Annotated in this window: 22 protein-coding genes; 13 read left to right on the plus strand and 9 right to left on the minus strand. The window is 50.3% G+C overall.

Annotated elements, in window-relative coordinates; translation table 11 throughout:
• Positions 1 to 609, minus strand: a 609-nt coding sequence (locus SFW65_02180; protein MDX1921920.1) for an AAA family ATPase, incomplete at its 3' end; no start/stop codon positions are given.
• An 80-nt stretch (positions 610 to 689) separates the two neighbouring features.
• A complete protein-coding gene (locus tag SFW65_02185; protein MDX1921921.1) occupies positions 690 to 1,535 on the minus strand; it encodes a DnaJ domain-containing protein in 846 nt (281 codons plus the stop codon).
• Between the two features lie 37 nt (positions 1,536 to 1,572).
• Between SFW65_02185 and SFW65_02190 the strand changes: the two genes are divergently transcribed.
• Together SFW65_02190 and SFW65_02195 are read left to right on the plus strand one after the other, a co-directional pair.
• The gene (locus SFW65_02190) at positions 1,573 to 1,857 is read left to right on the plus strand and encodes a BolA family protein (protein MDX1921922.1); all 285 of its coding nucleotides are present in this window, start codon (positions 1,573 to 1,575) and stop codon (positions 1,855 to 1,857) included.
• A gap of 246 nt (positions 1,858 to 2,103) precedes the next feature.
• Positions 2,104 to 2,502 carry a ribbon-helix-helix domain-containing protein gene (locus SFW65_02195; GenBank protein MDX1921923.1) on the plus strand — a complete coding sequence of 133 codons (399 nt, stop codon included), beginning with the start codon at positions 2,104 to 2,106 and terminating at the stop codon, positions 2,500 to 2,502.
• Between the two features lie 17 nt (positions 2,503 to 2,519).
• On the opposite strand, the gene SFW65_02200 is transcribed toward SFW65_02195, so the two are convergent.
• Entirely contained in the window at positions 2,520 to 3,188 is a 669-nt protein-coding gene (locus tag SFW65_02200) for an MIP/aquaporin family protein (GenBank protein ID MDX1921924.1), read from the minus strand.
• A gap of 69 nt (positions 3,189 to 3,257) precedes the next feature.
• Between SFW65_02200 and SFW65_02205 the strand changes: the two genes are divergently transcribed.
• Complete coding sequence (locus tag SFW65_02205) at positions 3,258 to 3,638, plus strand: helix-turn-helix domain-containing protein (GenBank protein MDX1921925.1); 381 nt, start codon at positions 3,258 to 3,260, stop codon at positions 3,636 to 3,638.
• On the plus strand, positions 3,631 to 4,053 hold the full coding sequence (locus SFW65_02210; GenBank protein MDX1921926.1) for an arsenate reductase ArsC: 423 nt from the start codon (positions 3,631 to 3,633) through the stop codon (positions 4,051 to 4,053). Before SFW65_02205 ends, SFW65_02210 begins: the two co-directional genes overlap by 8 nt.
• Positions 4,054 to 4,065: 12 nt before the next feature.
• Here SFW65_02210 and aroB read toward each other — a convergent pair whose 3' ends face one another.
• Together aroB and SFW65_02220 are read right to left on the minus strand one after the other, a co-directional pair.
• Positions 4,066 to 5,196, minus strand: a complete 1,131-nt coding sequence (gene aroB, locus SFW65_02215; protein MDX1921927.1) for a 3-dehydroquinate synthase — start codon at positions 5,194 to 5,196, stop codon at positions 4,066 to 4,068.
• 1 nt (position 5,197) lies between these two features.
• Positions 5,198 to 5,725, minus strand: coding sequence for a shikimate kinase (locus tag SFW65_02220; GenBank protein ID MDX1921928.1), 528 nt, complete (start codon positions 5,723 to 5,725; stop codon positions 5,198 to 5,200).
• A gap of 89 nt (positions 5,726 to 5,814) precedes the next feature.
• On the opposite strand from SFW65_02220, the gene SFW65_02225 reads away from it, so the two are divergent.
• Entirely contained in the window at positions 5,815 to 7,656 is a 1,842-nt protein-coding gene (locus SFW65_02225; GenBank protein MDX1921929.1) for a hypothetical protein, read from the plus strand.
• On the opposite strand, the gene SFW65_02230 is transcribed toward SFW65_02225, so the two are convergent.
• Genes SFW65_02230 through SFW65_02240 form a run of 3 tightly spaced genes read right to left on the minus strand, consistent with a single transcriptional unit; the run spans position 7,653 to position 9,834 of the window.
• Entirely contained in the window at positions 7,653 to 8,432 is a 780-nt protein-coding gene (locus SFW65_02230) for a class I SAM-dependent methyltransferase (protein MDX1921930.1), read from the minus strand. The genes SFW65_02225 and SFW65_02230 overlap by 4 nt on opposite strands.
• Positions 8,429 to 8,995 carry a 16S rRNA (guanine(966)-N(2))-methyltransferase RsmD gene (rsmD, locus tag SFW65_02235; protein MDX1921931.1) on the minus strand — a complete coding sequence of 189 codons (567 nt, stop codon included), beginning with the start codon at positions 8,993 to 8,995 and terminating at the stop codon, positions 8,429 to 8,431. The genes SFW65_02230 and rsmD overlap by 4 nt, the downstream gene beginning before the upstream one ends.
• A 2-nt stretch (positions 8,996 to 8,997) precedes the next feature.
• Positions 8,998 to 9,834, minus strand: a complete 837-nt coding sequence (locus tag SFW65_02240) for a pseudouridine synthase (GenBank protein MDX1921932.1) — start codon at positions 9,832 to 9,834, stop codon at positions 8,998 to 9,000.
• A 24-nt stretch (positions 9,835 to 9,858) separates the two neighbouring features.
• Between SFW65_02240 and SFW65_02245 the strand changes: the two genes are divergently transcribed.
• The 8 genes from SFW65_02245 (at position 9,859) to SFW65_02280 (ending at position 14,653) form a co-directional block, all read left to right on the plus strand.
• Positions 9,859 to 10,329: a nucleoside deaminase gene (locus tag SFW65_02245; protein MDX1921933.1), complete on the plus strand. Its 471-nt coding sequence runs from the start codon at positions 9,859 to 9,861 to the stop codon at positions 10,327 to 10,329.
• A 52-nt stretch (positions 10,330 to 10,381) separates the two neighbouring features.
• Positions 10,382 to 10,531, plus strand: coding sequence for a hypothetical protein (locus tag SFW65_02250; GenBank protein MDX1921934.1), 150 nt, complete (start codon positions 10,382 to 10,384; stop codon positions 10,529 to 10,531).
• Positions 10,528 to 10,983, plus strand: coding sequence for a cytochrome c maturation protein CcmE (gene ccmE, locus SFW65_02255; protein ID MDX1921935.1), 456 nt, complete (start codon positions 10,528 to 10,530; stop codon positions 10,981 to 10,983). The genes SFW65_02250 and ccmE overlap by 4 nt, the downstream gene beginning before the upstream one ends.
• Positions 10,980 to 11,543 carry a DsbE family thiol:disulfide interchange protein gene (locus tag SFW65_02260; protein ID MDX1921936.1) on the plus strand — a complete coding sequence of 188 codons (564 nt, stop codon included), beginning with the start codon at positions 10,980 to 10,982 and terminating at the stop codon, positions 11,541 to 11,543. Before ccmE ends, SFW65_02260 begins: the two co-directional genes overlap by 4 nt.
• A complete protein-coding gene (locus tag SFW65_02265) occupies positions 11,540 to 11,944 on the plus strand; it encodes a cytochrome c-type biogenesis protein (protein MDX1921937.1) in 405 nt (134 codons plus the stop codon). The genes SFW65_02260 and SFW65_02265 overlap by 4 nt, the downstream gene beginning before the upstream one ends.
• Before the next feature lie 417 nt (positions 11,945 to 12,361).
• Complete coding sequence (locus SFW65_02270; GenBank protein ID MDX1921938.1) at positions 12,362 to 13,411, plus strand: nuclear transport factor 2 family protein; 1,050 nt, start codon at positions 12,362 to 12,364, stop codon at positions 13,409 to 13,411.
• Positions 13,412 to 13,619: 208 nt separating this feature from the next.
• Positions 13,620 to 14,132 (plus strand): disulfide bond formation protein B, encoded by a 513-nt coding sequence (locus SFW65_02275; protein ID MDX1921939.1) that lies wholly within the window; start codon positions 13,620 to 13,622, stop codon positions 14,130 to 14,132.
• On the plus strand, positions 14,129 to 14,653 hold the full coding sequence (locus tag SFW65_02280) for a demethoxyubiquinone hydroxylase family protein (GenBank protein MDX1921940.1): 525 nt from the start codon (positions 14,129 to 14,131) through the stop codon (positions 14,651 to 14,653). The genes SFW65_02275 and SFW65_02280 overlap by 4 nt, the downstream gene beginning before the upstream one ends.
• Here SFW65_02280 and SFW65_02285 read toward each other — a convergent pair.
• Entirely contained in the window at positions 14,650 to 15,213 is a 564-nt protein-coding gene (locus SFW65_02285; protein ID MDX1921941.1) for an HNH endonuclease, read from the minus strand. The two genes, SFW65_02280 and SFW65_02285, sit on opposite strands and share 4 nt — an antisense overlap.
• Positions 15,214 to 15,384: the final 171 nt, after the last annotated feature.

Below are 15,384 nucleotides of genomic sequence, written 5' to 3' on the forward strand. Positions count from 1 at the left end.
CAACCCCGTGGAATCGCCCAAACCGATGGTGTTGGAGGTGGCAAAAATACGAAAGTATGGGTGCGGCGTAATCACCGAGTTTTGATCCAGCAAGGTAAGCTTCCCCGAAGATTCCAAAATTCGCTGAATGACGAACATCACATCAGGGCGGCCTGCATCATATTCATCGAACACCAATGCAGCGGCATGTTGCAACGCCCATGGCAATAATCCTTCGCGGAATTCCGTTACTTGCTTTCCGTCTTTCAGCACAATCGCATCCTTGCCGATTAAATCGATACGGCTGATATGGCTATCGAGATTGATGCGGATGCACGGCCAATTCAAACGTGCGGCCACCTGTTCGATATGCGTGGATTTGCCTGTGCCGTGATAGCCTTGCACCATCACGCGGCGGTTATGTGCAAAGCCTGCGAGAATGGCGAGCGTGGTTTCTTTATCAAACTGGTAGCTGTCATCCACCGCTGGCACATGTTCGGAGGCGTTTGAAAACGCAGGCACCTGAAAATCATTGGCGATGTTCAGGCCAAAGGTCTGTTTTACGGATACGCGGATGTCGGGCGCGCCAAGTTCTTCGGTACGTACTTTTGCTTTTGCGGCAGATGACATGAATTCTTCCTATATGATATCTGAAACGAAAATAACGGGTTTAATGTGGTGCGTCACGCGATTTATGCTGTGTTTATTCTTTAATCTGCGGCATTTTCCATATTCACGGTTTCAAAGGCGTAGAATTCCTTCAAGACTGTAAATGCAACATTGAGGCGTTTGATTTTTTCTTCCGCATCCGCGTTGCCTTTTTGAACATCGGGATGGTGTTGCTTCACCATATCGCGGTAGCGTTTTTTGATACCTTCGAAATCAATCGGCGGCGCAAGCCCCAGTTCGCGTAGTGCATTAAGCTGCGCGGCATAACGCGGATCAACGCCCCGTTCCTGCGCTTTGGCATGAATATGTTCGGCATTCTGTTCGATATCATCTTCATCAAAGACGCGTTTGAATGCCGCGCGTACCTTGCGTTCGATCTTGCGGTCGCCCATGGGCCATGTCGGGCGTTCCCATGTGGTGCCTGCCCGCAGCGCTTCTTCGATTTCGGCAACGCTCATGCCCTGATAATAATCCCATGCGGCGTTATAAATGCGCACATGGTCAAGGCAGAACCAGTAATAGCTCTCAAGATTATAGCGTGATTTGGGCGCGCGAAACTCGCCGCGCTGCCCGCAATTGGGATTATCGCAATGGCGCACTTGCACCATGGCTACGCGGTCACCAATCCATTTTTTGAAAAGGTGCGGCGCGTTTTCCGGATCATGCATATTTATATTTTGCTGCGATGCGTCTGCGCTACGCGCAACCCGCCCTGCAGTATGAGGCGACTGCTCTGCGCCCCCTTTTCCAAAATTGGGCGCAACCGTGTCTGCCCCGGTTCCGTACCGTTGCTCTTTGAAAGATTTTTTGGGCGCGGGTTTCGCCTTCGTTGCGGCGAGCGCTTCTTTCAGTTTATCAAGATTGGTCTTTATTGCGTTTTTTGGCATACTTCCCAGAATATCAAATTAAGGGTAGGGTTTGAACATGAAAGACACGTCTTATGCCACGCGCATTGAAAAAAAAATCCGCGAAAACCTCTCGCCGGAAACTTTTTTATTGACCGATGACAGCCACCGCCATGCGGGGCATGCAGGTGCCCACCCCCATGGAGATAAGGGTGGCGAAACCCATTTCACCCTTGCCATTACTTCATCCGCCTTTAACGGGCTTAGCCGCGTTGCCCAGCAAAGGCTGGTCTATAACCTGCTGGCCGATGAAATGAAGGAACGGGTCCATGCGCTGGTTTTGGACCTAAAACCCACTGCCTAAACCAATCGGCTGAATACATAGCAGCCAAAATACCACACATCCCGATATTCAACCTAAGGTTGTCATAAATATGTTGTAACAATCAAAAGGTGTATTATATTACAACTATAAGTTGTATGGAGATAAAGCCATTCCCGCATACAAAAATGGCGATATGCACCATGCCACTGCCCACACAAATGAATGTACGCCCTGCATACCTATGTAACCACCCTTTTAGACCATAACTGAGAATGGAGAGAATTCATGACGTTCAATACATCCCATATGGCTTCCCGGCAGCCTGTTGAACCCGCGCCCCAAAAGCATGAAGAGATGGCGACGCTTAAATCATCACTGATAAGCCGCAATATTACGTTGAACGGCCACCGCACATCGATGCGCCTCGAACCTGCGATGTGGAATGCATTGATTGAAATATGCCGCCGCGAAAAACTCAGCATCCACCAATTGTGCAGCATGGTTGCGCAGCACAAGGCGGAGGAATCGTCGTTCACCGCCAGTGTGCGCGTTTTCGCAATGAGCTATTATAAATCTGCCGCCACCGAAGAAGGTCACCGGCAAGCAGGGCATGGCACCGCGTTTCTGTTTACCGCCAAGCAGGATTTTGCAGCGTTAAAACCTCGCGCTATACGAATGGTCTAATAGGCACAAGCACACCGCTACTTAGACCGCAATTTCCAAAACCATTGCCCAATCAGCATCGCAACCATCATTCCTGCACATTGCGCTATGATAAATGCCAGCACCCCATCAGGGGCAATGCCCGCAAATGTATTTGACAGCGACCGAGCGATCGTAACAGCAGGATTTGCAAAAGAAGTTGAAGCTGTGAACCAGTAAGCAGCGGTAATGTATAAGCCCACAGCATAGGGTATGGCGGCAGGCGAGCGTGATTGGCAGCCAAAAATGGTAAGTAACAGCCCGAAGGTTGCCATTGCTTCTGCAAGCCATTGGCCTGGGCCCGTCCTAACTTTTTCCGAAATCTGCCAGACTGGTAATTCGAACATCAAATGTGCAAGCCATACCCCTATGACGGCTCCGGTAATTTGTGCGGCAATGTAAAAGACCGCATCACCCCAAGGCAATTCCTTTCGCAAGGCAAAAGCAATACTAACGACCGGATTGAAATGCGCACCGGAGATGTCGCCAAATATCAGAATCAGAACGATAAGCCCGGCGCCAGTGGCCAGGGTATTTCCTAACAGTGCGATTGCTTCGTTACCACCAGCAAGCTTCTGCCCCATCATGCCGGAGCCGATCACGATCATCAGCAAAAAGGCCGAGCCAAGAGCTTCGGCGGTAAGGCGTTGTGGCAAAGACATTAACATGCTCCGTGGGTAATCAATTATGTCCATGATTATTGACATATTATATTTTTTATGTCCATATTTATAGACATGAATATACACGCAGCCCTTATTGCCTTTGATGCGCTATCGCAGGAAACGCGACTTAAAGCCTTTCGCCTGCTGGTTGAATATGGTCCTGAAGGTATTGCTGCAGGCATCTTAAGCAATAAGCTCAAGATTCCGCACAATACGCTCTCGTTTCACCTTGGCCACATGAGTCATGCAGGTCTCGTGGTCTCTCGCAAGGTTGGCCGTTCAGTTATCTATTCGGCTAATTTCGCATTCGTACAGACGCTCATCCGTTTCATGATTGAGAACTGCTGCATCGTGGATTTTGCCCGCGTCGGGAAAGACAAGAAACGCGGCTGTGATGTCATTGAGTTATCCGAATGCTGCCCACCTTCTAAAAAAAAGAAAAAACATGAATGAACTTCCCAAACACATTCTGTTTCTATGCGTAGCCAATTCAGCCCGTAGCCAAATGGCCGAAGGCTTGGCGCGAGCGATGCTGCCAAGAGAATATACGGTTCAAAGCGCAGGGTCAGAGCCAAGCCGTGTAAACCCTTTTGCGGTAAAGGTGATGCAGGAAATCGGTATCGATATTCGCCAGCATGCCAGCAAATCGGTGAACGATATTCGCACGTCGGATGTTGAACTTGTTATCACGCTATGCGCCGAAGAAGTTTGCCCCCTGTTTCCGGGCAAGGTACAGCGCCTTCACTGGCCTATGCCTGATCCTGCCAGTAAAGAGCCATTGTCGGATGAGATAATGGCAAGCCGCTTTCGCACAGCGCGGGACGCGATAAAGCAGAAAATTATTGAGCAATTCAGACTGGAGCGCTAGCCGCAGCTATTATTAATTCAAATCCAGCACAGCCTTAACGTCGCTTGCGACCACGTGTTGCTGCACAAAGGCCTGACCGATGCCGCGGGTGACGACAAAATTCAATTGACCATCTTCGGCTTTTTTATCGCGGTACATTGATGCCAGCAGCTTGTCGGTGTTCCAGTTGCGGCCCTGAATGGAAATCGGCAGATTGACCGATTTCAAATGTTCCTTCACGCGCGCGGTATCGCTTTCCGGGCACAGGCCAAGGCGCGTTGAAAGTTCAAACGCTTTGGCCATGCCGATGGCAACGGCTTCGCCATGCAGTAAACTGTTATCATAATTTGCCATGAGTTCGAAGGCATGACCAAAGGTATGGCCGAAATTGAGTAGCGCGCGTTTGCCGGTGGATTCTTTTTCATCTTCCGCAACAATTTGCGCCTTCATCTCGCAGCTGACCTTAATGGCGTGGATCTGCTTTTCCTTCATACCTGTCAGCAATTTATGGCCCTTGGTTTCCAGCCATGTAAAGAAATCAGGGTTGCTGATGAGGCCGTATTTTACGACTTCGGCATAGCCCGCACGCAGCTCGCGCGTGGGTAGTGTTTTCAATGTATCTACGTCTGCAATCACCATTTTTGGCTGATGGAATGTACCAATCAGGTTTTTACCGCGCGCCGAATTAATCGCGGTTTTGCCGCCAACGGAACTATCAACCTGCGCCAGTAGTGTGGTTGGAATTTGAATGAAATCAATCCCGCGCATGGCGATGGACGCCGCAAAGCCGACCAGATCGCCCATCACGCCGCCGCCAAGGGCAACGAGCATGGTCTTGCGGTCAATGTTCTTTTGAAACAGATGATCAAGAATAAAGGAAAGGTAGGAGAATGTTTTGGCCTGTTCCCCTGCGGGAATAACCAGCACATCATCTTTGCACAGGCCAATGCGCGTCATATTCGCGTGAAGTTTTTCGCCATAGAGATTGGAGAGATGGCTATCAGTAATGATGATGCAGCGGCGCATGCCGAATGCTTCGCGGATGAGCAGGGGCGCTTCGTGCAACAAACCGCTGCCGATGTGAATAGGATAACTGCGATTACCCAGGGATACGGTAATCGTTTGCGGTGCTTCGTGCGGCAGGATACTTCCAAGAATGCTCATATTATTCCTTTAGCGGTATGTGATGATTTTGCACGGCCTTGAGCATGGCTTCAACCGTTTCTTCAAAGCCTTTTACATCGGTTTCGATGTGGATGGGCGCTTGGCTGTAAAACGGCGTGCGGGCATCAAGCAACTGTTGCAACTTGGCAGCAGGGTTGTCGGTTTTAAGCAGCGGGCGGTTCTTGTCTTTGGACACACGGCTGAGCAATGTTTCAAGGCGGGCTTTGAGCCAGATAACGGTTGATTTCGTTGCAATCAATTCACGTGTTCCGGCATCCATCACCGCCCCGCCGCCGGTTGATAATACGCATGGTTCACCTGCCAGCAATTTGGCGATTTTAGTGCGTTCATAGCCGCGAAAGGCTGCTTCGCCCTGCTCTTCAAAGATATGGGAGATACGCATGCCGGTCGCTTTTTCAATTTCGGCATCGGTATCAAGAAAGGGCAGGTTCAACCGCTGGGCCAGCTGGCGGCCAAGCGCGGTTTTGCCCGACCCCATCATCCCGACTAAAACGATTGTTTGACCCATGTGAACCTTGCCATAATTTTTAACTTATATTTTAGTATAAGAGGGCGTAGGTGACTATACCTAATTCATAAGATTATCTTGAACTGTTCATGCGCAATTCCCTTCATCTTTTCGTTGCAAGTTTGCTGTACCTCGGCACAGGCCTGGCGCATGCCCAGCCGCCCTATCACGCGCCTTATCATATGGCGGCAGGTGCGCCACAAGACCTCGTTTATGATGATGCCAATGAAGGCGAAGGCGTAAACATCGACACCCAAACCGATGAGCAATTGGCAACGCCGAATATGCCGATGCCACTGGCGTCGCCACCACCGCGCGTGATGCAAACGCCGCCACAACCCATGGGAATAATGGGGGGCTATGCGCCGGCGATGAACCCGCCATCGCCATTACGCCGAACCGATTATGTTGAAAAAAACGAGCTCGCCGCGCCGGTACTGACCAATTACGGGATTCTGGACGAAAAAACCGGCAGCTTGCCGATGGATATATGGAAACCGTTTTCCTATAGCGAAGCGGCAGCGCTTTTGAATAATTCAACCCATACCGTAAATAGCGGCGCGGCCAATGCTGTGTTCAAAGATGTGCTGCGGCTTGCCGGTTTAAGCAAGACGTATGAACCAAGCGGAACACCAGAAAACGCGAACGCGTTTTTTGTGGCGCGCGTCATGGCTTCGCAAGCAGCAGGGGATAGTGCAGGCGCGTTGGCATTGGCCAAAACACGCGAAACGGCATTTAAACCATTGGAATGGCAGATGTTCATCGAAGAAGAATTGCGCCAGCGCCGCGTGGTGGATGCATGCGTGTTAGCTGCGCAATATGTGCCCTCAACCAGCGGTGTGTTTGGCCAAAAAATGGGAATTTTGTGCAGCATCAAAGATGGCAAGCATGATGAAGCGCGACTTGCGTTAGATCTTTTCCGCGAAGCGGGTGATGGCGATGCGCTGTTTCTGGAATTGGCGGAGCGCGCATTGGCGCCAAATGTAAATCCGAAGGATTCCAAAAAAGCGCCCCCCAAATATGAAAATCTGTCGGTGCTGCAAGTGGCAGCAATTGCGATTGGCCGCGTGAAACTGAAAACCGATAACATCGAAGCATTGATGGTGCCGCCGCAACCGATGGTATTGGATATTGCGATGGGCGATGTTCAACGCATTAAGCTGGCGGAGCAATTTGCGCAGCGGCGCCAGATTGCATCAGATGTGTATAATGCGGTGATTAGCGGTATAAAATTTCCAGCCAAAGCAATCGAGAAATTCCGCAGCAATCCTGAAACATTGCTGACCGTGCCGGAAAAAGAATGGCCCGCGCCATTGCGCCGTGCCGCCGCTATCCGCGCGATAATTGAAGAAGAGAATGCGGCGCAAAAAGCGCATATTATTGCTGCCGCGCTGCCGGGCTTTAGTAATGCGGATTTACTTGGCGTGCTGGGCGATAGTCTGGAAGCCGATGTATCAGGGCTTGCGGCCCTTCCTGATAATCTTGCGGCTGCGCCCGCGATGGCGCGATTGCTGCTGCTGCGCGGCAATAAGGATGCGCAAAGCTGGTGGCGGCTTGCCAGCGCTGCGCCCGCAAACCGCGAAGCATTATTGCCGTTATTCCCCTTGGCGCTCCTGCGCGGCGTGATGAGCGAGGATGAACGCACCATCTGGTTTGAACAGTACGGCCGCACACAGGCGTTTTCGGGCGATAAGAAAAATTTCAATCTCGCCATGATTAAAAGTCTGGGCGTATTGATGCCAAGCAATGTGGAAAGCCAGCTTGCATCACAAAATGTGCTGCCGGCGAGCAATGCGAATGACGGGCGTTTGAATATGCTGTTATCGAATATTAGCCGCGATGCGAATGATGCGGTGTTGCGTGCGGTGTTGGCGCTTAAAGCCATGCGCCAAGATGCACTCGCCGAAAAATTGGTATTGCTGAAACTTTAAGGCAGATTTCTATCGCGCTCTGACATCAGCAAATCTGCCCATTTCGGCCATTTTTTATATGCGATATGCGTGTGGTTCAAGATGTGCGACATTTGATAGCCGTGTGATGCAAAAATTTTCTTGAGCATAGCTTTTGGATAAAGCGATACATGCCCGACGCGCGGGTCAACATACCACCATTTGGTTTTTTGCTGCTCAATATCATCCGGCAAACATTCGGTGGTAATGAAAATAAGACCATCATCGGGGTTGGTGAAGCGCACCACATCTTCAATCATCGCCAATGGATTGGTTGCGTGTTCCAAAACCTCCACAGCGCTTACCACGTTGAAAAACCCATCGGGACGTTTCACGCCCTGCGCGAAGGGATCAAAGGTAAGCGAACGCTTTGCGCCAAATGCGCCCACAAGCGCGGATTGGAGGCCAATGCCGCCGCCGTAATCAAGAAATTCCAGTTCCTTGAACGCATCAAAGAAGGCGAGATAAAAGAGGTTGCAGATTTTCCCTGCGCGCTGGCCGTTATAGGACCCATCGATGCGCGGATAATCCTTGTTATAAATCATCTGCGCAAACATGCCGTTGGTGTGCCAGTCATCCATCAGGGTCGTGAATAAAAAGCCGCAACCGGTGCAGCGGTAATAATCGACCATCAGCCCGTGGGGCGGCATGGGCATCTGGTAATAACCCAGATGGATTTTTGCCTGATTGTGAAAATCACAGCTTTCGAAAAAGACGCTGGGTGCGTTACAGAGTTTGCAGTTCGGCGTGTGCGTCATGCTTTTGTTCCGTAAAGATAAAAACGAACCATCGCAATACCATAGCTGCGTTCATCCACCATTTCAAATGATGGGGGAAGGGTGACCGCTTCGTCCTTTTTTGTTTCCAGCATGATGACGGTGTGGGTTTTCAACAATCCCTGTTTTTCAAAATGCAGGAGCGCTTTTTCACCCAGGTTTTTTCCATAAGGCGGGTCAAGCATCACCAAATCGAATTGCGGGCGCTTGAGTTCAATTTTGTGCGCATCGCTGGTGATGAGCGTGCATTGCTCCGCGCATTTGAATTTGGCGATATTGGCTTTGGTAAGCTGAATGGATTCACGGGCGTTGTCGATGAAATGCACATGTTTCACGCCGCGCGATAATGCCTCCAGCCCCAAGGCGCCGGTGCCGCAAAACACATCGGCCACATGGCATTCAGGAAGCAAGGGATGTGCAGGCCAGTTGCGGTGTTCCAGAATATTAAATATCGCGCCGCGTGTTTTATCGGATGTGGGCCGGATGGTTTCATCAGCGGGGGTTTCTAATGTTCGATTACGAAAATTTCCGGAAATAATGCGCATGATTATTTTTTCGGTTTAAAGAAAGCAGCCAAATGGTCTTTGAGCACGCGCTGGGGAATTTCTTCCACTTCGTTTTTTTCTAATCTTCCCAACTGGAATGGCCCAAAGGAAACACGCAGCAAGCGGTTCACTTCATACCCCAGATGTTCCATGATTTTGCGGATTTCGCGGTTCTTACCTTCCTTCAATTCCATGGTGACCCATGCGTTCGAACCTTTGGTGGTATCGAGCTCTGCTTTGATGGAGCCATATTTCACGCCTTCAACAGTGATGCCAGCTTCCAAGGATTTTAGTTCTTCCTCATCAATGCCGTTGCGGCCAACACGCACACGCACGCGGTAACAGCGCGACCATCCTTCGGATGGTTTTTCCAGATACCGCGCAAGCTCCCCGTCATTGGTCAGCAACAGTAGCCCTTCACTGTTTAAATCGAGACGGCCTACGCTGACCACGCGCGGCAATTCATCGGGCAGATATTCGAATACGGTGGGGCGGCCTTGCGGATCCTTTGCAGTGGTGATGAGACCAACAGGTTTGTAATAACGCCACAAGCGCGCAACATCTTTGCGCGGTAAGGGTTTGCCATCGACAATAATTTTCTGATGGTCTTCAACATTAAGGGCGGGACTGGTAATTTTTTTGCCATCCACACTGACGCGCCCTGCTTCAATCCAGCGTTCGGCATCGCGGCGTGAGCATAAACCTGCCCGCGCCAAAACTTTTGCTAACCGCTCGCCCTTAAATGTTGTTTGGCGCGATGTATTTTTATCCGCCATTCGCTCTGTTCCATCTGGCGATGGAACAACCGCTCGGGCGGTTTTTGTTTCTTTCGTTTTCATGTGGGGCATGATAGATGAAGCAGTATGAGCGATAAACAAAATTCCTTCATGCCCCAATCTTTCATGCAGCTTGCATTTAATGAAGCACGCGCGGCTGAGGCGCGCGGCGAAGTGCCCATTGGCGCGGTGGTGGTTGATGCGGGGGGCCATGTGATTGCGGCGGCCAGCAACCGCGTTGAAGAATTAAAAGACCCAACCGCCCATGCCGAGATGCTGGCGCTGCGCCAAGCGGCTGCCAAGCTTGATGCACCGCGCCTTGTGGACTGCGATTTATACGTAACGCTGGAGCCATGCACCATGTGCGCCGCCGCCATCAGTTTTGCGCGGGTGCGACGATTATATTTTGCGGCCTATGACGCAAAAGGCGGTGCGGTTGACCATGGCGCAAAGTTTTTTACGCAAGCGACATGTCACCATGCGCCGGATGTCTATGGCGGAATTATGGAAAGCGAAGGGCGCGACATATTGCAGCAGTTTTTCAAAACCTTGCGATAATCTCTAACTGCGGTGTTGGCTTTTTGGCGCTTTCTGCGCTAAAACACTTGCCATGAATTTCGATTTTGAAAACCCCCATACCTATTATGTAATTGCGGCTTATGGCGTTGCAGCGCTGGGCTATTTGGGAATTGGCCTTCATACTTTTTTCAAATCCTGTGCATCACGCAAGGCGCTGGGTGCAGTGGACAAAACAAGATGAGTAGAAGCTGGCAAGCAAAACATACACGGCTTGCGCTTATCCTGAGCATCACGGCAGGGATCGGATTAGCCGTTGCGTTGACGCTGATGGGCCTGTCGCAAAACGTAACCTATTTTTATGCGCCGGCGGATGTGCTCGCCGCGCAAGAAACATTATTGAAGGAACAAAAACATATCCGTATTGGCGGGCTGGTGGAACAGGGCAGTATCAAACATGCGCAAGACCAGAATGCCACCATTACGTTTGTGGTGACCGATTTGAAAGAAACCTTGCGGGTGCGTTATACCGGTATTACGCCGGATTTATTCCGCGACGGGCAGGGCGTTGTAGCCGAAGGTAAGTTGACCGCGCCGGGCGAATTCACCGCAACCACGTTGCTGGCCAAGCATGATGAAAAATACATGCCGCCCGAAGTTGCCAAAGCGCTTGAAAAGAATAAGGAAAAGCCATGATGCGGAAATGGTGGTTACTGCTGGTTCCCGTATTGGTTTTTGCGGGTTTTGTCTGGTTGGCCATCGCGGGCTTAACCCAAGACAAGAACGGCCAGCCGCTGGTTTCATCGGCGGGTAAGGCTGTGCCGGAAATGAAATTGCCGATATTAAACAGCCGCAAGCTGCTTACCGACCACGAGTTGAAGGGTAAAAAAGTACTGGTGAACTTTTTTGCAAGCTGGTGTGTGCCATGCATTGCCGAACATGAATTTTTAAAAGCGGTGCAACTTGCTATTCCGCTGCCGATTATTGGCATCGTCTATAAGGATAAAGATGCGGCAATCAAAAAATATCTCAAGGAACATGGCAATCCGTTCCAGACCGTGGCGCTTGATCGTGAAGGACGCGCTGCAATTGATTGGGGCGTGACAGGTGTGCCGGAAACATTTCTGGTTGGCGCAGACGGCGTGATTATCAGCCATGTGTCAGGGCCGCTTAGCATTCCCGTATGGGATAAATATTTTAAACCTCATTTAACCGAATTCCTTGGCAAGGATAACAGAGGCAAGGATAACAGATGAACAAATGGGCAATCGCTTTTGTCTTTTTGCTGATATCTGCCATGCCGTGCTTGGCGATCGAGGCGGGGGAGCAGTTAAAAGATGCGGCGCTGGAAAAACGCGCCATGCAATTAGGGCAACAGTTACGTTGTGTGGTGTGCCAGTCGGAATCCATCAATGATAGCCCGGCAGGGCTTGCCAAGGATTTACGTACATTAGTGCGCGCCAAGCTGCAGGATGGCATGACCGATGCCCAAATTTTAGACTTTATCCATGCACGATACGGGGATTATGTGTTGCTTAGCCCCCCTGTGAACGATGCCACAGTTGCACTATGGATTGCGCCATGGGCATTTTTGGGGGTGGGTTTTGCCCTGTTTGCGTTGTTTGTATTGAATAATCGCGGCTGGACCAAAGATTAATCTTTACCTTTTTCAACCAAGAATTCAGAGAATCGTCAAAAAAAGCATGGAATCACCGTGTGCAAGCGTGCCAAATCCTTAAAACATTATTAACATTGTTTTTTGACCCCTTTAAAACCACATATGGGGTTGAAAATCGCCTCTAACACCCCAAAATAACCCGTCTCGTAGTTCAAAAACAGGGTTGAGTGGCCAAAATAGACCCGCTAAGCGACGAATATTGCCTGTTTGAAAGAAAAAAGCAAAATTAACCCTTAAAAACTTGCGCTTTTGCGGTTTTGGCTTAATGTGCGTAACTCAATAAATACTAGAAAAAACGGGCTTTTACTACCGACCCAGAGGGGTATAAAGCGCCTAACTATTTGAAACATATATGACCTTTTTGGTCTTTTGATAACTTTTAGGGTGTTGATAACTATGGCCCTCACGAAAAAGAAACCAGCAGCAAAGCCTGTTGCTAAAAAACCTGCTCCAAAACTTGTTGGTAAGGCAAAGCCTGTCGCCAAATTGGTAGCCAAGCCACAAATGAAACCTGTGGTTGCAAAGCCCGTTGCTAAATCTCCTATCAAGCCAGAGCAAAAGCCGGTGGCAAAGAACACTGTGCAAGCCGGTGGCCGCACCATTGTGAAACCTGTTTTGCCGGTGAACAAAGAAAAAGAAAACGCGCTGCGTGAAGCTGCCAAGATCGCCGAAAGCCTATCGACCAAGGTTGATAAGCCAATTACCTCGGTTGAACGCAAAAAGGATTTAGCGCCGATTGACCCCAAGGAAGCTGCAAAAGCCATCAAGCAAATCAAAGCATCATTCTTTTCATCATTGGGTGGGGGTTCAACTTCCGCGCCAACGACAGTGACCAGCTCCGCCAATTCTCCATTCCCGCCACGTATTCAGGCATTGGTGGATAAGCAGGAAATTGTTGACCTTATGTATTCCTATGCACGTGGCATTGACCGCTCGGAAGAAAATCTGTTGCGCTCGGTATTTCACCCTGATGCGTCGGTTGATTTTGGCCCCGGTATTTTTCAGGGCAGCGTTTCCGAATATATTCAATGGGCGCTTGATGTACGCGGCCATATGAAGGCAACCCATCACATGGTGGCCAATGTGCGCGTGGATTTGCGCGGCGATGTGGCCTTGTGCGAAAGCTATTTCATGAACTGGCACCGCCTTGATAAATCAACCGGAAAGGAAGATTTCTTTGTGGGTGGCCGTTATCTGGATAAACTGGAACGTCGCCCCGGCGGCGCATCGGGCGTTTGGAAGATTGCCCACCGCAAACAGGTTAAGGATTGGACACGTACCACCCCGGTTGCAGAATTGTTCTATCACCTCAACCCCGATGCGTTATGGGCACATCACAGCCGCAACGATTTGTCCTACGGCATTGAAAACTTCCCGACCGGAAACAATGCCAAGGCGCCAGCGTTTTTAGGTAAGCGCTATGATGCGAAAAGCATGAAGTTATAAACCAGTTTCTACATATTGGTCTGCAAATTGCGTCTTTCTGTGCTTCCGGTGCTCACGTACTTAAATGTACGCTGCGCTCCGGTTCTCGAAAGCCACAATTTTCGACTCAATCTGTAAAAACTGCATTTCCGAATTTAGCTACTTTTTGTCGCGCCGTGTCATGTCCACAGGGCTTAACGCGGGCGTGAATAGTTGCTATATCTAGGGCATGAACTTCGTAGCCCTGTTTCATCCCCGATGTGTATTCATCCTATCCCTGCTGGTGGCCATTGCCGCGCTGGGCGCTGCGCTTGTGGCGCAATTTGTTTTTGATTTGAAGCCGTGCATTTTGTGCCTCTATTCACGCATCCCTTATGCGTTACTTATTCCGCTATCGCTTGTTGCATTGCTGTACCCCGAAAAAAACCACCGCTTGTTTTTAATCCTGATCATGGTGTTGTTCTTCGCAAGCTTTTGCATCGCGTTTTTCCATATTGGCGTCGAGCAGCATTGGTGGCAATTATCCGGCGGTTGTCCTGTAGAAGCGTTAGACACTACTAAAACATCGGAGCAGATGCTGGCGGAATTATTGGCTACGCCGCTTGCGCCGTGCGATAAGGTGGCGTGGCGCTTATTCGGTATTTCCATCGTGATATGGAATGCGGCGCTGGCGCTTGCGATGCATGATTATGTCTTGATTGCATTCGTGCTGCACGCGAGGAAAGCTAGGGCAAGGTTATGAAGCGTAAGACGTCCCTTGAACGTATGCTGCGCGTGAACCAAGCCGGTGAATATGGCGCAAAACGCATTTATGCGGGCCAGCTTGCGGTGCTGAAGCGCCGCGGTGCATCCAAAGAGACATTGGACCAAATTGCGCATATGGCGGCGCAGGAACAAACGCATCTCGATACATTCAACACCATGGTCGCTGCGAACCAAGTGCGCCCAACTGCATTGCAACCGCTGTGGCATGTCGCCGGTTTTGCGCTTGGCGCCGTTACGGCATTGATGGGCGAAAAAGCCGCGATGGCATGCACGGTTGCGGTTGAAGAAGTGATTGATGGTCATTACGCGCAGCAAAGCGAAGCGCTGAACGATAATCCCGAATTAAAAAAAGTAGTTGATCAATTCCGCGATGAAGAAAACGAACACCGCATGACAGCGTTGGAAGCCGGCGCGGAGCAAGCGGTGGGTTACCCCGTATTACGCAAAGTGATACAAGCAGGTTCGAAAGCTGCGATTTGGCTCGCCGAGCGCGTTTAAACCGATTCCAGTTCGGAATCCCAGTAGAGGAAATCGCGCCAGGATTGATGCAGGAAGTTCGGCGGGAAGGCTCTGCCCCGTTCTTGTAATTCGAACGATGTCGGTTGATAGGGATAGGTTCTGGGGTGCATTCCGCATTCATGCGGCAGCTTTGCGCCTTTGCGTAAATTACATGCCGAACATGCGGTGGTGACGTTTGACCACACGGTGCGCCCACCATGGGCGCGCGGCGTCAAATGGTCAAAGGTAAGTTCGGATGTATTTTTCTTCATACCGCAATACTGGCACATGAACTGGTCACGCAAGAACACATTGAAGCGCGTAAAGGCCGGATGCCTGTTCACCTGCACGTAATCTTTGAGCGCGATGACGCTGGGAATTTTAATGTCGAGGGAGGGTGAATGTGCAACGCGGTCATAGGTTGCAACGATATTCACACGGTCTGAGAAAACGGCTTTAATGGCATCTTGCCATGACCAAAGCGATAACGGGTAATAGCTGAGCGGCCGGAAATCGGCATTGAGCACGAGGGCAGGACACGTATCAAGCGAGGGTAGCACTAAGTAAAACTCCTCTCATATTGAGGAGTATGGCGTAACTTGATGAAGTTACCCTTAACCAAATCTTTAGCGTTTCGCACTTGCACCATGAACATATGCTTCAGCATATATCCTTGTTAAACAAGGTTTTTGTCATTAGCAAGGCTGATTTGGGGCGGTTTTCCGCGTCGT

The sequence above is a fragment of the Alphaproteobacteria bacterium genome (assembly GCA_033762625.1).
Classification (GTDB): Bacteria; Pseudomonadota; Alphaproteobacteria; order UBA9219; family RGZA01; genus RGZA01.

Excerpts from the sequence above, each read along its gene's own strand:
- SFW65_02185 (MDX1921921.1), bottom strand. The coding sequence starts at position 1,535 with ATGCCAAAAAACGCAATAAAGACCAATCTTGATAAACTGAAAGAAGCG.
- SFW65_02190 (MDX1921922.1), top strand. The coding sequence starts at position 1,573 with ATGAAAGACACGTCTTATGCCACGCGCATTGAAAAAAAAATCCGCGAA.
- SFW65_02195 (MDX1921923.1), top strand. The coding sequence starts at position 2,104 with ATGACGTTCAATACATCCCATATGGCTTCCCGGCAGCCTGTTGAACCC.
- SFW65_02200 (MDX1921924.1), bottom strand. The coding sequence starts at position 3,188 with ATGTTAATGTCTTTGCCACAACGCCTTACCGCCGAAGCTCTTGGCTCG.
- SFW65_02205 (MDX1921925.1), top strand. The coding sequence starts at position 3,258 with ATGAATATACACGCAGCCCTTATTGCCTTTGATGCGCTATCGCAGGAA.
- SFW65_02210 (MDX1921926.1), top strand. The coding sequence starts at position 3,631 with ATGAATGAACTTCCCAAACACATTCTGTTTCTATGCGTAGCCAATTCA.
- aroB (MDX1921927.1), bottom strand. The coding sequence starts at position 5,196 with ATGAGCATTCTTGGAAGTATCCTGCCGCACGAAGCACCGCAAACGATT.
- SFW65_02220 (MDX1921928.1), bottom strand. The coding sequence starts at position 5,725 with ATGGGTCAAACAATCGTTTTAGTCGGGATGATGGGGTCGGGCAAAACC.
- SFW65_02225 (MDX1921929.1), top strand. The coding sequence starts at position 5,815 with ATGCGCAATTCCCTTCATCTTTTCGTTGCAAGTTTGCTGTACCTCGGC.
- SFW65_02230 (MDX1921930.1), bottom strand. The coding sequence starts at position 8,432 with ATGACGCACACGCCGAACTGCAAACTCTGTAACGCACCCAGCGTCTTT.
- rsmD (MDX1921931.1), bottom strand. The coding sequence starts at position 8,995 with ATGCGCATTATTTCCGGAAATTTTCGTAATCGAACATTAGAAACCCCC.
- SFW65_02240 (MDX1921932.1), bottom strand. The coding sequence starts at position 9,834 with ATGAAAACGAAAGAAACAAAAACCGCCCGAGCGGTTGTTCCATCGCCA.
- SFW65_02245 (MDX1921933.1), top strand. The coding sequence starts at position 9,859 with ATGAGCGATAAACAAAATTCCTTCATGCCCCAATCTTTCATGCAGCTT.
- SFW65_02250 (MDX1921934.1), top strand. The coding sequence starts at position 10,382 with ATGAATTTCGATTTTGAAAACCCCCATACCTATTATGTAATTGCGGCT.
- ccmE (MDX1921935.1), top strand. The coding sequence starts at position 10,528 with ATGAGTAGAAGCTGGCAAGCAAAACATACACGGCTTGCGCTTATCCTG.
- SFW65_02260 (MDX1921936.1), top strand. The coding sequence starts at position 10,980 with ATGATGCGGAAATGGTGGTTACTGCTGGTTCCCGTATTGGTTTTTGCG.
- SFW65_02265 (MDX1921937.1), top strand. The coding sequence starts at position 11,540 with ATGAACAAATGGGCAATCGCTTTTGTCTTTTTGCTGATATCTGCCATG.
- SFW65_02270 (MDX1921938.1), top strand. The coding sequence starts at position 12,362 with ATGGCCCTCACGAAAAAGAAACCAGCAGCAAAGCCTGTTGCTAAAAAA.
- SFW65_02275 (MDX1921939.1), top strand. The coding sequence starts at position 13,620 with ATGAACTTCGTAGCCCTGTTTCATCCCCGATGTGTATTCATCCTATCC.
- SFW65_02280 (MDX1921940.1), top strand. The coding sequence starts at position 14,129 with ATGAAGCGTAAGACGTCCCTTGAACGTATGCTGCGCGTGAACCAAGCC.